Source organism: Xanthomonas hortorum pv. pelargonii, from assembly GCF_024499015.1.
Taxonomy (GTDB): domain Bacteria; phylum Pseudomonadota; class Gammaproteobacteria; order Xanthomonadales; family Xanthomonadaceae; genus Xanthomonas; species Xanthomonas hortorum_B.
Map to the genome: position 1 here is coordinate 4,086,972 of NZ_CP098604.1, position 13,822 is coordinate 4,100,793.

At 63.8% G+C, this 13,822-nt stretch carries 8 protein-coding genes and 1 pseudogene; 3 read left to right on the plus strand and 6 right to left on the minus strand.

The window, feature by feature from the left end:
- From NDY25_RS17565 to NDY25_RS17580, 4 genes and pseudogenes are all read right to left on the minus strand, one after another.
- Positions 1 to 2,400, minus strand: coding sequence for a family 20 glycosylhydrolase (locus NDY25_RS17565; RefSeq protein ID WP_425526365.1), 2,400 nt, complete (start codon positions 2,398 to 2,400; stop codon positions 1 to 3).
- 344 nt (positions 2,401 to 2,744) lie between these two features.
- Positions 2,745 to 3,800: a glycosyl hydrolase family 18 protein gene (locus NDY25_RS17570; protein ID WP_168958186.1), complete on the minus strand. Its 1,056-nt coding sequence runs from the start codon at positions 3,798 to 3,800 to the stop codon at positions 2,745 to 2,747.
- Between the two features lie 14 nt (positions 3,801 to 3,814).
- Positions 3,815 to 5,506, minus strand: a complete 1,692-nt coding sequence (locus NDY25_RS17575) for an alpha-L-fucosidase (RefSeq protein WP_168958187.1) — start codon at positions 5,504 to 5,506, stop codon at positions 3,815 to 3,817.
- 208 nt (positions 5,507 to 5,714) lie between these two features.
- Positions 5,715 to 8,402: pseudogene (locus tag NDY25_RS17580) on the minus strand (TonB-dependent receptor).
- 720 nt (positions 8,403 to 9,122) lie between these two features.
- Between NDY25_RS17580 and NDY25_RS17585 the strand changes: the two are divergent.
- Complete coding sequence (locus NDY25_RS17585; RefSeq protein ID WP_180336544.1) at positions 9,123 to 10,121, plus strand: glucokinase family protein; 999 nt, start codon at positions 9,123 to 9,125, stop codon at positions 10,119 to 10,121.
- A gap of 165 nt (positions 10,122 to 10,286) precedes the next feature.
- Here the strand turns inward: NDY25_RS17585 and NDY25_RS17590 are convergent, their stop codons facing one another.
- Together NDY25_RS17590 and bioA are read right to left on the minus strand one after the other, a co-directional pair.
- A complete protein-coding gene (locus tag NDY25_RS17590; RefSeq protein ID WP_168958190.1) occupies positions 10,287 to 11,021 on the minus strand; it encodes a 16S rRNA (uracil(1498)-N(3))-methyltransferase in 735 nt (244 codons plus the stop codon).
- Positions 11,012 to 12,430: an adenosylmethionine--8-amino-7-oxononanoate transaminase gene (bioA, locus tag NDY25_RS17595; RefSeq protein ID WP_168958191.1), complete on the minus strand. Its 1,419-nt coding sequence runs from the start codon at positions 12,428 to 12,430 to the stop codon at positions 11,012 to 11,014. The genes NDY25_RS17590 and bioA overlap by 10 nt, the downstream gene beginning before the upstream one ends.
- Positions 12,431 to 12,471: 41 nt before the next feature.
- Between bioA and nudE the strand changes: the two genes are divergently transcribed.
- Complete coding sequence (gene nudE, locus NDY25_RS17600; protein WP_043889357.1) at positions 12,472 to 13,020, plus strand: ADP compounds hydrolase NudE; 549 nt, start codon at positions 12,472 to 12,474, stop codon at positions 13,018 to 13,020.
- Complete coding sequence (gene cysQ / locus NDY25_RS17605; RefSeq protein ID WP_168958192.1) at positions 13,017 to 13,817, plus strand: 3'(2'),5'-bisphosphate nucleotidase CysQ; 801 nt, start codon at positions 13,017 to 13,019, stop codon at positions 13,815 to 13,817. The genes nudE and cysQ overlap by 4 nt, the downstream gene beginning before the upstream one ends.
- Positions 13,818 to 13,822: the final 5 nt, after the last annotated feature.

A 13,822-nucleotide genomic window follows, 5' to 3' on the forward strand; every position in this document is an offset into this window, starting at 1 on the left:
TCAGCGCGTGGCGGCGGGGGGCGCCTGCGCGGTGGTTTCAATCAACTGGACGGCGCCAATGGCATACAACGGGCCGCGAATCGGTGCGGTGAAACGCAGACACAGATCATGGACGCCGGTGCGTGCAGGCAATGGGGTTTCCAGGGTGAGCTGCTCGCCCACGCTGTCGCCCTGGGGCAGACGCACGCTGGCCAGCAGTTCGCCCTCGCAGCCTTGTCGCACTTCCAGCTCACCGCCGCGCGATTTGGCCGGGTACTGCACGACCTTGGATTGTTCATGGGCCAGACCGAAGTTGTTCGGCAGACGTGCGGCCTCGACCCTGATCGCACCGATGCCGTCCAGGCGCGCTTGCGGATAGAGGCGGCAGGCATGGAACAGATCGACGTTGTAGACCGGCGTATCGGCAGCGGTCATTTCCGGTAGCAGCGGCAAGCGCAGGCCGAGCGCCCCTGTTTCGACGCAATCGCGCAGGCCTTGCGTATCCACGCGCAACAACCCGGCACGATCGAACGTGCGGCTGCGCGTGGCGGCCAGCGCTGTGCCATCGGATTCGAATGCAGTGGCCTTGACCGTAGTCGGCAGCTGGATCGTAAACGGCGCCTCATAGCGCAGCGATGCCGGCGTTGGATCGCTGCCGTCGGTGGTGTAGTGCAGCGTACCTGCGCCAGCCTGGGTGCGGAGCGCCACCTTGGCCGGGTCACCGGCCAGCACTGGGTTGGGGCCGGATTCCAGCGCGATATCGGCGGCGAATGCACCGTCGCTATAGCCGATGCCCAGCGCCTTGTAGCGCTGCAATTGCGCCGGCAGGCGCGCCAGAAAACCCTTCCAGTTGCGCGCAGCCACCGGCGACCACGTCACTTCCGCAACGGCAGACAGACGCGGGAATAGCGCGTGATCGATATGCCACTTCGATGGAATGTACTCGGACCACAACGCGCCCTGCGCACCGAGTACATGCGTGGCCTGCTCGGCGCTGAGTTCTTTTGGTACCGGGTCGAACGCGTAGACCTTCGATAGCGGCAGGATGGTCAGGCGGCCGTTGGGCTCGTCGCTGCGCGTGGTCTGCAGATTGTCCAGATACAGCCAGTCGCCTGGTGCAAGCACCACATCGTGACCTTGCTTTGCCGCCACCACCGCGCCTTCGACGCCGCGCCACGACATCACCGATGCACTGGCCGGCACGCCGCCTTCCAGAATTTCATCCCAGCCGATCATGCGCCGGCCGTGTTGGGTGAGGTACTGCGCCAGCTGTTCGTTGAACCAGCCCTGCATCGCGTGCGCATCCTTGACCCCGAGCTTGCGCATCTGCGCGCGCACCGCAGGCGAGGCTTCCCATTGGTCCTTGACCGCCTCATCGCCACCGATGTGGATATACGCCGACGGGAACAATGTCAGCACTTCATCCAGCACGTTGGTGATGAAGCTCAGGCTGCGTTCGCTGGTGTTGAACAGATATGGGTTGACGCCCCAGTTCACACCCACCTGCGTGCGCTGGCCGGGCACGCCCACCTCTTCCGGATACGCCGCCACCGCGGCCTGCGCATGCCCGGGCATGTCCAGCTCGGGCAGCACGGTGATGTGCAGACGCGCCGCATAGGCAACGATCTCGCTGATCTGTTCCTGCGTATAGAAACCGCCGTAACGCTCGGGTGTGCCGTGCCGGCCGGCACCGGGTGGGGTGCGCCATGCACCGACCTCGGTGAGCTTGGGATAGCGCTTGATTTCGATGCGCCAGCCCTGGTCGTCGGTGAGATGCCAGTGCAGCACATTGAGCTTGTGCGCGGCCATCGCATCCAGCACATGCTTGACCGTGGCCACGTCATGGAAATGGCGGGCCACATCCAGATGCTGGCCACGCCAACTGAAACGCGGCCAATCGCGGATCGCCACCGACGGCACCTCGACATCGCCCTTGCGCGCGTCCGGTGTCATCAGTTGCCAGGCGCTGATCGCGCCATAGAACAGGCCGGCACCATCGCGTGCGGCAATGCGGATGCCCTTGGCATCCACGTCCAGGCTATAGCCTTCCTTGTGCGCCACCGGTGCCTGCGGTGTGCGCTCCAGGCGGATGCTGTGCGGCGAGGCGCTGGTTTCGGTGCGCACTTCCAGAGTCAGGCCGCGCGTGCGTTGCAGCAGGCTGGCCAGCGTCTCGGCGCTGCGGCGCACTTCGGCGTTGCCGGTGGGAATCGAGATCACCGTGCCGGTGCCGACGCGAAAGCTGCCACCGCCGCGCCTGGCTTCGGCCGGGGCGGGAATCAGGGGCAGCGGTGCATTGGTCGCAGGCAGTGTCGAGGCACTGCCGGGACTGGCCGCAGCCGGCGTGCTCGCTGCATCGCGTTGGCCGCAACCAGCCACCACCATCGCAGCAAACGCCAGCGCAAGCAGGCTCGACGACTCCATGCGCAACGACCGCATGCTCAATGATGGCTTGCGCAGCGACAGCAGGCGCGGTAACGACAAGCGCAAGCCAGGTGCGGAGTTCGACTTCATGCAATCACATCCCGATGTGGCGGCGAGAACACGGCAGCCACGCACAGTAGCAAAGCCATGCCGGATGACGCAGGGACTGGCGCACGCTTCGTTCGCGTACGCGCAGTGTGCGTGCTGCGTTTGGGAGAGGCGCATGCACTCTCGTCAGCAGCTGCAACGCGGGCGCGGGCGATGCAGGAATCGTGAGTCTGTCCCGATTCAAGCACCGAACCGCGCCCGCCTGGCGGTGAGCGCAGTAGGTTTGTTGGCTGCTCTTAGCGCTGCGCGCTCGGCAACTCGTCCCACACCTTCGGGTCTTCAGCGCCCAGCACCCAGCAGCTGAAACCTTCCAGGCTGTACTGCTTCACCATGTCATAGCGTGCCTTGAAGCTGCGCGCATCCGGGCGGAACACCCACTCGCGCATATCGTCGCGATAGAAGTAGAACCACGATTCCTGCTCGACCGGATCCCACTGCACGGTGGCGTTCTGTTCGATCGCCAGCGGAAACGATTCGTCGGCATCGATATAGGTTGCCGCGATGTTCGACGCTTCGGTGCCGTCTTCCTTCACCGGATTACCGGTGTACCAGCGGTAGCCGTAGGTGGCGATGCCGAGCGAAAGCTTCTCTTTCGGCACCTGGGTAATCGCGTAATCCAGATGCTTCTTCATCCACACCATGCCATCCACCGGGCCGGGCGTGGTCCAGCGGGTGTGCTGGTCGTAGGTCATGATGCTGACCAGATCCGCGGCCTGGCCCAGCGCCTTGAGGTCATACGCGCCGCGCCAGTATTCCCACATCCACTTGGAGAACTGGCCGCCTTCGGCATGGCCCGGCGCGTTCGGCACCACCGCCACCGACATCTTGAAACCGGCCTTGTGCAGCGCATCGGCGGTCTGCTTGACCATCAGCGTGTAGGCGTCGCGGTCAGTCCAGGCGATGTTTTCGAAATCGAACTGAAAGCCGTAGTACTTGTGCTGCTTGCCGTGGATCAGCAGCGATTCGATCATGCGCTTCTTGGCCGCTTCATCGTGCATCAGCTTGTGGAAGCCGTCGCGGCCGGTGGTCATCGACAGGATCGGCATCACCCGCAGCTTGTTCTGCTTGGCGATGTCGTACAGGTAGGTGTTGGGCGTGCCGTTGACCAGGCCGTTCTGGTCCACACCGTACCAGGTCGGCACCACCACATCGATCTTGTCGACGTTGGCGATGAACGAGTTGGTCGATTTCTGCGTGTTCATCAGATAGAACAACGCCGTGGGGTTTTTGGCCAAGGCAGGCGCGCAGGCTAACGCCAGCGCGAGCAGTATCCAGGTCAATCGCTTGCTCATGAAAACAGCATCCGTCAGGGAGTGGAGGAAGAAAGATCGATGCGCAGCACGTAGGCGTGTTCGCCCACCGGCTTGGCAGGCAGGCTTAGATGCAGGCCGTCGGCTTGCTGCTCGAACGGCACCTTCTTGCCATTGGCCAGCAGCGTCACACCGCGTACGCCATCGGCGGGGGTGAGCGAGCGGATCACCGCCTTGCCGCCGGCAGGCCAACCGAGTTCGATCGCATACAGCGCGCCATCGCGCGTGGTGAAACGGAAATCTTCGGCGGTATACGGCTTGGTCTTGACGTCCTGGAAGGTGCCGCCCACCACTTCAGTCGGGCCTTCGCCATACACGCGCCACGGCTTGCTGTCGTAGATCGCGCCGCCGTTGGTCTTGAGCCAACGCCCGATCGAAAGCAGGATGCCGCGCTCTGTCTCGGGGATCGACCCATCCGCACGCGGGCCGATGTTGAGCATCAGGTTGCCGTTCTTGGCCACCACGTCGGCCAGCATGTGGATGATGAAGGTCGGCGACTTGTATGTGTCGTTCTCGATGTAGCCCCACGACGCATTGCTCACCGACGTGTCGGTCTGCCAATGGGTCGGGTGGATGCCGGTGAGCTGGCCGCGTTCGATATCCAGCGTGCCGGCGCCTTCCGGAAACGCGCCGAGCTTGTAGTTCACCACCACGCCGCGATCGGCCTCGGTACGCGCCGCGCCCTGGTTGTAGTAGTAGGCCAGCATGGTCGGCAGGCTGCTGCGGAAGGTCGGGTGGGCAATCCACCAATCGAAATAGATCAGGTCCGGCTGATAGGTGTCGATCAACTCGGTGGTGCGTGCCAACCAATCGTCCAGCCACGCCTGCGACACCGGCGTCCAGTCGTTGGCCACATCGGCATCGTCCTTGCCCGGCAGGCGCACCTGCGCCGGGCCGTACAGCGCTGCATAGCGCGGGTCGTTGACGTCCGAATCGAATTTACGTCCACCGTCGAAGAACCAGTTGTGCTCGGCGCGGTGCGAGGACAGCCCGAAGTGCAATCCCTGCGCGCGGATCGACTTTGACAACTCGCCCAGCAGATCGCGCTTGGGCCCCATTTTCACTGCGGTCCAATCGGAGAGCTTGGAGTCGTACAGCGCGAAGCCGTCATGGTGTTCGGCCACCGGCACCACATAACGCGCGCCAGACTCGCGGAACAATTTTGCCCAGCCATTGGGGTCGAACTTGGGCGCAGTGAACTTGGGAATCAGATCCTTGTAGCCGGAACTCGCCTGCGGGCCATAGGTCGACACGTGGTGCGCGAATTCCTTGGAGCCTTGCAGATACATGTTGCGCGAATACCACTCGCTGCCGAACGCCGGTACCGAGAACACGCCCCAATGGATGAAGATGCCGAACTTGGCGTTGTCGTACCACGCCGGCGATTGGTAGTTCTTCAGTGCCGCCCAGTCGGGACGGAACGGGCCCTTGCGTGCGCCTTGTTCTGCCTCATGCACCAGCCGCTCGCGCTCGGGTGCGTACTTGGCGGTGGCGCTGAGCCACTGCTGGTCGATCTGTTCGGGGCTGAGCGTGGTGGCGGTCGGCGCAGTGGGCGCGGTTGGCGATTGCGCGTGCAACGACAGCAACGGGCAGGCCACCAGCAGAGCGAGCGCAAGCGCGCGACTCCTGTGTACAGCTCCGGCGTGGCGGCGGGATGGAGCCGCGTAGTGGCGGCTATCGGTCGTCATGGGAACTGCACTCCTGTAAGCGAAACGTGTTGGCAAGACGGCAACCGGCACGTGGATGGCGGAAGCGGGCCTGGCGATAGTCCTTCAAGCGCGAAGGGATATGGCCAGTGGCACTCCTGCGTGCAACCGATGGCCTGGCGCTGCAGGCGCAACGACAGGCAAAAAAAAGCGCGCCACCGTGGAGGGACGGTGGCGCGCCGGGACTACATCAGAACTTGAAGTTCAACTGGGCCTGGTAGCCGCGGCCGTTCTTGTAGAACGCCGTGGGGGTATCGCGGGTGTTGCTGAAGACCCGGTAGGTGGAATCCAGCAGGTTGGTCGCGCCGAAGGTGATGCCCATGTAGTCGGTGATCTGATACGAGGCATTCAGATCCAGCTGCTTGTAAGCATCCGCAAAGTCACGCGATGACAGTCGACCGATCTGGGTGAAGTACTTGGAGCGGTAGCTGTAGTTCACGCGCACCGTTCAATCACCGTGCTCCCAATAAGGGATCACGTTGTAGGTGTCACGCGACAGGTAGGGCAGATTCAAGTCGGAACTGGATTCGGACTCGGCAAACGTGTAGTTGGCCTGCAATCCGAAGCCAAGACCGAACGATTGCTGGTAGTTGACCGAGACGCCCTTGACCTTGGCGTCGGAGACGTTCACAGGTGAGGTGACCTGATACGGGCCAGGCTCAGCCGGCGGGCCCGGATTTAGCTGCTGAGTCGTAGTGACATTGACGATGTAAGAGCTGATGTCACGGTAGAACACTTCACCAGACAGCATGCTGGAAGGCGCGAAGTACCACTCTGCAGCAATGTCGTAGTTGGTGGATTCATAAGGCTTTAGGTCGGGGTTGCCGCCGCCAGCAGTGAGGTTGCCTGAACCGCCATTGCCGTTATTGATGGTGAAAGTGCCGGCCAGGTCGGAATACCGCGGCCGCGCAATAACTTTGGCTGCCGAGAAGCGCAGTACCGCATCATCAGTGACGTCGTAGGCGACATTGAAGCTCGGCAGCGCCTTGCGGTAGTCGTTGGTCTCGGCAACACGGTCAAAGCTATTGCCGGCATTGTTGCTCTGCCAGTATTCGGACTTGTCGGTGGTGTCGACCAGGCGCACGCCTACATTACCGCGCCACTTGCCGGTCTCGTAGTTCAACTGCGTGTAGAAATTCTGAGTGATTTCCTTGACCTGGAACGAAGCGCCGAAATCGGTGCGGTAAGGGCCCTGCGGCTGTCCGAGCAGATAACGGCGAACCGTCTCAAGGTTCGCAGTTGGCCACGTGGTCAAGTCGCCGCTTGCGCCCAGGCCGTCATAGAGGCTGCTCGGCGTGGTGCCCGGATTGAACTGTGTCAGCGACACCGCGTCGGTGGAGTTGATGCGATTGCCGCGCGCGTCCACACCGTTGTTGTGGTTGATGTACTTGTAGCCGAACTGCAGCTTGGTGAACGGACCCCATTCCAGGTCACGCGCCGCATCCCACTGAAAGTACTTCTCGTCGTCCTTGCTCTTCTGGTAGGCGATACCGCCGGCCTGCATGATGCTCGTCTCAGTGCCCGGGACATTGCCCTGCTGGCCAGGTGCCAGGCCAGCCGGATTGCCCGGCAGCACCCAGTTCGAGGCACCGCCATTATCGTAGTTCACCGAGGTGTTCTGACCGTTGAAGGCGTAGTTGTAGCCTCCGTCCTGCATCAGGAACTTCATCAGATATTCGGGGTTCTTGCCGCCGGTGGCTTCGGTGTAACCGGCTTGCGTGGTGAACACCCATTTCTCGCCGGACCAGTCGTGACGCAGGTTCAGGCTCTTGGTGGTGACGGTGCTTTCGCGGTAGTTGGCATCCAGCTGCGCGTACGGCTGGCCGGCTGCGCCATCGCTGACCGTGGCCGAGGTCACGACGCCGTTTTCCACATTGGCGCTGGTGATCTTCTGGCGGTCGTCATTACACGCCGGGCACACATAACGCGCCTGGCTGAAGTTGTTGTACTTGCCTTTGATGTACAGGCCGGTCAGGTTGAATTCGTTCTGCTCGTTGGGCTTCCACTGCAATGCGCCCTGCAGGTCGCTGCGCTCGCGGGTCTGCTGGAAGAACGCGCTGCTGATGCCGGCCGGCACGCGGGCGGTGGCGACATCGCTGCCGTCGCCGGTGATGGTGGCGCTAGCCGGAATGCCTTCGCCGGTGGTGTAACCGAAGTACTCGATACCGGCGCGCGCCAGGTCCTGCTTGTCGTGCGTAGCGGAGATCAACGCGCCGAAGGTTTCGTCGTCGTTCTTCCAGCTCCACAGCGCCGAGCCGCGCGGATTGCCTTCTTCCGAACGGTCGTTGTAGTTGTAGCCGATCGAGCCGCGGATGGTGTTCTTGGGCAGGTCCAGCGGCTTGCGGGTGTGCACGATCACGGTGCCGCCGATCGAGCCTTCGTCGATACGTGCCTCGGGGGTCTTGTAGACCTCCATCAGGCCGATGATTTCCGGCGACAGCAGGGTGTAGTTGAAGGTACGGCCGCTGGTGTCGGTCGGGTTGCCGCCCCAGTCGCCCGAGGCGATGGTCTGGCCGTTGAGCAGCACGCGGTTCAAGGCCGGATCGGTGCCGTTGATGCTGACCTTTTCGCCTTCGCCGAACTGGCGGTCGACGCTGATGCCCGGCAGGTGCGACAACGATTCGGCCGCATTGATGTCCGGGAATTTGCCGATGTCTTCGGCGCTGATCGCATCGACAATCGAGTTGGCCGAGCGCTTGACCGCCTGGCTCTTCTCAAGCGAGGCGCGGTAGCCGGTGACGGTGATGGTGTCCAGCTCGGTGGTGGCCGAGGGCGCACTGGGAGTGGCCTGCTGTTCTTGTCCGGCAGCCATGGCAGAGCCGGAGCAGTACAGAGCGGCGGTGATACAGAGTGCTAACGTCGTGGTGCGGCTGTGCATGGCTAAACCTCATTGGTTAGTGCTTTGAGCGCGCCTGGCCCGTAGTGGGGCGCAACGCGCTCGGCGTGGCCGGCAAAACAACACGCCCTGACCGATCGCGGTGATTGCGCTGGCACGCGTCGTGAGAAGCGGGTCCAGGCGATTCGCGTGGTAGAGGAGGTGTCCCCCGTGTGGTGAAGCGGTGTGGCGAATGCGACTTCAGCGAGTCGAACGTCGGGTGACGCACCACTCACGAATCTGGAATCGGCAGGCGAGGGAATGGCCCGATGTTCAGTCCCGAACAGTCCATGGCCCCTCCTGCCAGAACCCTGATTTGGATCGAGTCTCGCGTAGCGTTGACAGCGTTGTCAACACATCGTCACAGATCTCTGAAGCGCCTGCGATTGCGCTGCAATGCAGCAAATTTGCGACGGGGTGCCGTTTGTATCAATGCAGTTGCGCACCACGACCTGAGAACGTGCGCGTCGCGATTCGCTGTTTCTATGGTGAATTCGCAATGCAATGCGTCCCGCCGCTGATTTGTGCGGAAATCGCTGCCACAGATGCGGATTTTTGGTGGATGATGAAATCAACAGCGCCCTGCATAAATCGTGATCGCGACGGTTGCGTTACAGGGCGATTGCTGACAACGTTGTCTACCCGTTACCGTTCGTCGGCCAACGGGACATGACACCGGCCCGCTGCCATTTATCAGGAGAACGCGTGAGCGCAAGCAGCCCAATGGACGCGGTGTCTTTTCCGCGCACCGAAACCTTCGTTGCCGCAGATGTGGGCGGGACGCATGTGCGCCTGGCGCTGGTGTGCGAAAGCATCGATCCACGCAAGCCGGTCACTGTGCTGGACTACCGCAAGTACCGCTGCGCCGATTACCCGGGCCTGGCCGAGATCATGTCGGCATTCTTCGCGGAGCTGGGCTGTGCGCCGGTGAAGCGCGGCGTCATCGCCAGCGCCGGTTACGCATTGGAAGACGGCAGTGTGATCACCGCCAATCTGCCGTGGGTGCTGGCACCGGAGCAGATCCGCCGCCAGCTCGGCATGCAGGCCTTGCATCTGGTCAACGATTTCGAAGCGGTCGCCTATGCGGCCAATTACATGGTCGGCAATCAGGTCCTGCAGTTGTCTGGCCCGCCGCAGGGCGCAACAGGTCCGGCGCTGATCCTGGGCCCAGGCACCGGGTTGGGCGCAGCGTTGTGGATTCCCAACGGCACCAACGCGGTGGTGTTGCCGACCGAAGCCGGCCACGCCGCACTCGCGGCAGCCAGCGATCTGGAAGTGGCGTTACTGCAGCAACTGCGCCGCACGCGCACGCACGTGGCCACCGAACATTTGCTTTCCGGCCCGGGCTTGTTGAATCTCTATACCGCGCTGGCCGCACTGCGCGGCGAGCCGGCCGTGCACGCCAGCCCATCCGATGTCACCGCCGCAGCATTGGCCGGTAACGACACGTTGGCACGCGACGCCTTGCAGGCGTTCTGCGGTTTCATGGGGAGCGTGGTCGGCGACATGATCCTGCTGTACGGCGTGCGCAGCGGTGTGTATCTGGCTGGCGGCTTCCTGCCGCAGATCGCCACCTTCATTGCCGAAAGCGACTTCGTCGCGCGCCTGCTCGAAAAGGGCGCCTTGCGTCCAGCGCTGGAGCAGGTGCCGGTCAGCATCGTCGAACATGGCCAGCTCGGTGTGATCGGCGCGGCCAGCTGGTTTTTGCAGCACGGGCGCTGAGCCTCGCGCATCGCTCGGTCCAGCAATCTGTCTGCACCGAGCCGACCAATTTCGCAGTCCCGTAGGAGCGCCCTTGGGCGCGATGAGGCGTTATCGATAAAGCCCATCGCGCCCAAGGGCGCTCCTACGCTGTAGGGCCAGCGTCAGATGACCTGCAGCATCGCCCTATAGATCCCCAAACCGCGACTGCAGCGCCGCAATCGCCGCCAGCCCTGCGGTTTCGGTGCGCAGAATGCGTGGACCCAATTGCAACCCGCTAAAACCGGCATCGCCGAGGATTGCGCGGTCGCGCGGCGACCAACCGCCTTCCGGCCCGATCGCCACGATCACAGCCTGTTGCGCGGCGACCGGCAGCGTGGCCAGGCGATGCTCGCCATGCGGGTCCAGCGTCAGTCGTAGCACATGCGGGTCGCTGGCCTGCGCCGCGTCCTGCAGGCTCAGTGGCGCCGCGACCGTGGGCACGCGTGCACGCCCGGATTGCTCGCAGGCCGAGATCACCACGCTGCGCCAGTGCGCCACGCGTTTTTCCATCCGCGCCGGATCCAGCTTGACCTCGGTGCGCTCGGCGTTGACCGGCACGATCGCCGCAACCCCTAGCTCGGTTGCCTTCTGCAGGATCAGGTCCATCTTCTCGCCGCGCGCGATCCCCTGGATCAGCGTGATCGACAGCGGCGATTCGTTGCACAGCGGCTGCGCACGTTCCACCAGTGCGCGCGCCTCGCGCTTGCCGGCCAGCGTGATACGCGCGTGGTAGTCGCTGCCGTCGCCGTTGAACAGGATGCAGGCATCGCCCTCGCGCAGTCGCAGCACACGCAGCAGGTGATTGGCCGACTCTTCGGGCAGCGTCACCTCTTGGTCGCAGTGCAGTGGCAGCGCGACATGCGAGCGGGTCAGGCGCATGCAACGGCCTCCTCGATGGCATGGCGGGTGGTGGCAGCCAGCAGTGCAAGCTGTGCTTCGTCCACGCAATACGGCGGCATCCAGTACAGCACATCGCCGAGCGGGCGCAGCACCACGCCCTTGTCGAGGGCGGCGCGATAGGCCTTCAGGCCCACCCGCGCCGCTGCCGGGAACGGCGTGCGTTTGTCGCCGCCCTGGGTGAGCTCGAATGCCACGATCATGCCGGCCTGGCGCACGTCCGCCACGGCGGGGTGTTCGCCGATCTGCGCGGCCAGTATGCGCATGCGCGCGGCCGTGTGCTGGTTGCGCGCAATCACATCGTCGTCTGCAAAAATCTGCAAGGTGGCCAGTGCCGCCGCACACGCCAGCGGATTGCCGGTGTAACTATGCGAATGCAGAAACGCACGTTCGCGCGAATCATCGAGAAACGCGTCGTACAACTGCTGCGTGGCCAGCACCGCCGAGAGCGGCAGAAAGCCACCGGTCAATCCCTTGGACAGACACAGCAGGTCCGGCATGACATTGGCCTGCTCGCAGGCGAACAAGGTGCCGGTGCGGCCGAAGCCGGTGGCGATCTCGTCGGCGATCAAGAACGCGCCATGCGCATCGCACAGTTCGCGCGCACGCCGTAAGTAAGCCGGGTGATACATGCGCATGCCGCCTGCGCATTGCACGCGCGGCTCCAGGATCAGTGCGCAGATTTCGCCTGGCGATTGTTCGAACAACGCCTGCAACGCATCGGCGGCCTGCAGCGCATAGTCTTCTGCGCTCTGTCCGGGCTCGGCCAGATACGCATCCGGCGAGGGCGCAAAGATCGATTCCAGCAGCAGCGGCGCATACACGCGGCGATACAGCGGAATGTCGCCGACCGACAGCGCGCCGATGGTCTCGCCGTGGTAGCCGTTTTCCAGGGCCACGAAGCGGGTGCGGCGATGCTCGCCCCGGTTGTGGAAATAATGGAAGGCCATCTTCAACGCCACTTCCACGCCGGCCGACCCATTGTCGGCATAGAACACTTTAGATAGCGGCGCGCGGCCGGCCTGACGTGGCGCAATCGCCAACAGGCGCTCGGCCAGTTGCACTGCCGGCGCATGCGTGAAGCCGGCCAGCATCACCTGCTCCAGCTCGCCGGCCTGGCGCGCGATGGCCGCGCCGATGCGCGGTTCGGTGTGGCCGAACAGGTTGGTCCACCAACTGCTGACCGCATCCAGATAGTGGCGGCCGTCGTAGCCGACCAGCCACGCCCCGTCGCCACGCGCGATCGGCACCAGTGGAAGTGTGTGCGGGTGCTCGCGCATCTGCGTGCAGGGGTGCCACAGCACCTCAAGATCGCGTTGCCGCCAATGTTCGGCAGTTTGAGAGGCTGCCGGGTCTGCTAGGATTTCGGGCTCATGAACATGTCGATGCATACGCCTATTCTATCGGTCGCCCCCGCCCCTGCGTGTCACGCATGAGCCCGCGTCTGCCGACCATCCACAAGATCACCGATCTCGGTGACGGGCCGTTCCGTCGCCAGCAACTGGATCTGGAATTTTCCAACGGCGAGCGCCGCTTGTACGAGCGCCAACTCAGCCAGGGCCACGGCGCGGTGGTGGTGGTGCCGATGCTGGATGCGCAGACCGTGCTGCTGGTGCGCGAGTACGCCGCCGGCGTGCATCGCTACGAGCTGGGTCTGGTCAAGGGCCGCATCGATGCCGGCGAAACGCCGGAGCAGGCGGCCGACCGCGAACTCAAGGAAGAAGCCGGTTACGGCGCGCGCCAGGTGCAGGTGCTGCGCGCGATGACGCTCGCTCCTACTTATATGAGTCACCAATCCTGGTTGGTGCTGGCGCGCGATCTCTACCCCGAACGGCTGGTTGGCGACGAACCTGAAGAGATGGAAGTGATTCCCTGGCCGATTGCCCGTCTGGACGACTTGATGCTGCGCGACGATTTCTCCGAAGGCCGTTCGCTGGCTGCCTTGTTCATTGCGCGCGAGTGGCTGGAGCGCAATCCATGATCCGCATTCCGATGGAACTGCGCGAAACCGTGATCGCCATCGCCCGCGAGGCGGGTGAGGCGATCATGCAGGTGTACGCGCAGGACTTCGCGGTGCAGATCAAGGACGACGCCAGCCCGCTGACCCAGGCCGACCTGGCCGCCAATCGCGTGATCGTCGATGCGCTGCGCCGGGTCACGCCGGACGTGCCGGTGCTGTCGGAAGAATCCGCGCACATCGCCTGGGAAGAACGCCAGTTCTGGACCAGCTACTGGCTGGTCGACCCGCTCGACGGCACCCGCGAGTTCGTCAAGCGCAATGGCGAGTTCAGCGTCAATATCGCGCTGATCCACATGGGCGCGCCGGTGCTCGGCGTGGTGCAGGCGCCGGTCGATGGCCGGGTCTGGTACGCGGCGCGTGGCGAGAACGCCTACCGCCGCGATGGCCATCGCGACGAAATGCTGCAGACGCGCACGCCCGCCGCCACCCCATTGCGGGTGGCCGCCAGCCGCTCGCATCGCGACGCGCGCACCGCGGCCGCGCTGGAGCGCATGGGCGAGATCGAGGTGGTGGCGCAGGGCTCGTCATTGAAGTTCTGCCGCATCGCCGAAGGCGATCTCGACGTCTATCCACGCTTCGGTCCCACCTCCGAATGGGACACCGCTGCCGGCCAGTGTGTGTTGCATGCCGCCGGCGGTGTGTTACTGGCTGGCGGCTCCGGCAAACCGTTCCGCTACAACCGCCGCGACACCTTGCTCAACGGCGATTTCATCGCGCTTGGCGATCCGAATCTGCCCTGGCGCAGTTGGCTGGTATGAGCGTC

Coding starts and splice junctions, on each gene's coding strand:
- NDY25_RS17565 (WP_425526365.1), bottom strand. CDS start 2,400: ATGGAGTCGTCGAGCCTGCTTGCGCTGGCGTTTGCTGCGATGGTGGTG.
- NDY25_RS17570 (WP_168958186.1), bottom strand. CDS start 3,800: ATGAGCAAGCGATTGACCTGGATACTGCTCGCGCTGGCGTTAGCCTGC.
- NDY25_RS17575 (WP_168958187.1), bottom strand. CDS start 5,506: ATGACGACCGATAGCCGCCACTACGCGGCTCCATCCCGCCGCCACGCC.
- NDY25_RS17585 (WP_180336544.1), top strand. CDS start 9,123: ATGGACGCGGTGTCTTTTCCGCGCACCGAAACCTTCGTTGCCGCAGAT.
- NDY25_RS17590 (WP_168958190.1), bottom strand. CDS start 11,021: ATGCGCCTGACCCGCTCGCATGTCGCGCTGCCACTGCACTGCGACCAA.
- bioA (WP_168958191.1), bottom strand. CDS start 12,430: ATGCATCGACATGTTCATGAGCCCGAAATCCTAGCAGACCCGGCAGCC.
- nudE (WP_043889357.1), top strand. CDS start 12,472: ATGAGCCCGCGTCTGCCGACCATCCACAAGATCACCGATCTCGGTGAC.
- cysQ (WP_168958192.1), top strand. CDS start 13,017: ATGATCCGCATTCCGATGGAACTGCGCGAAACCGTGATCGCCATCGCC.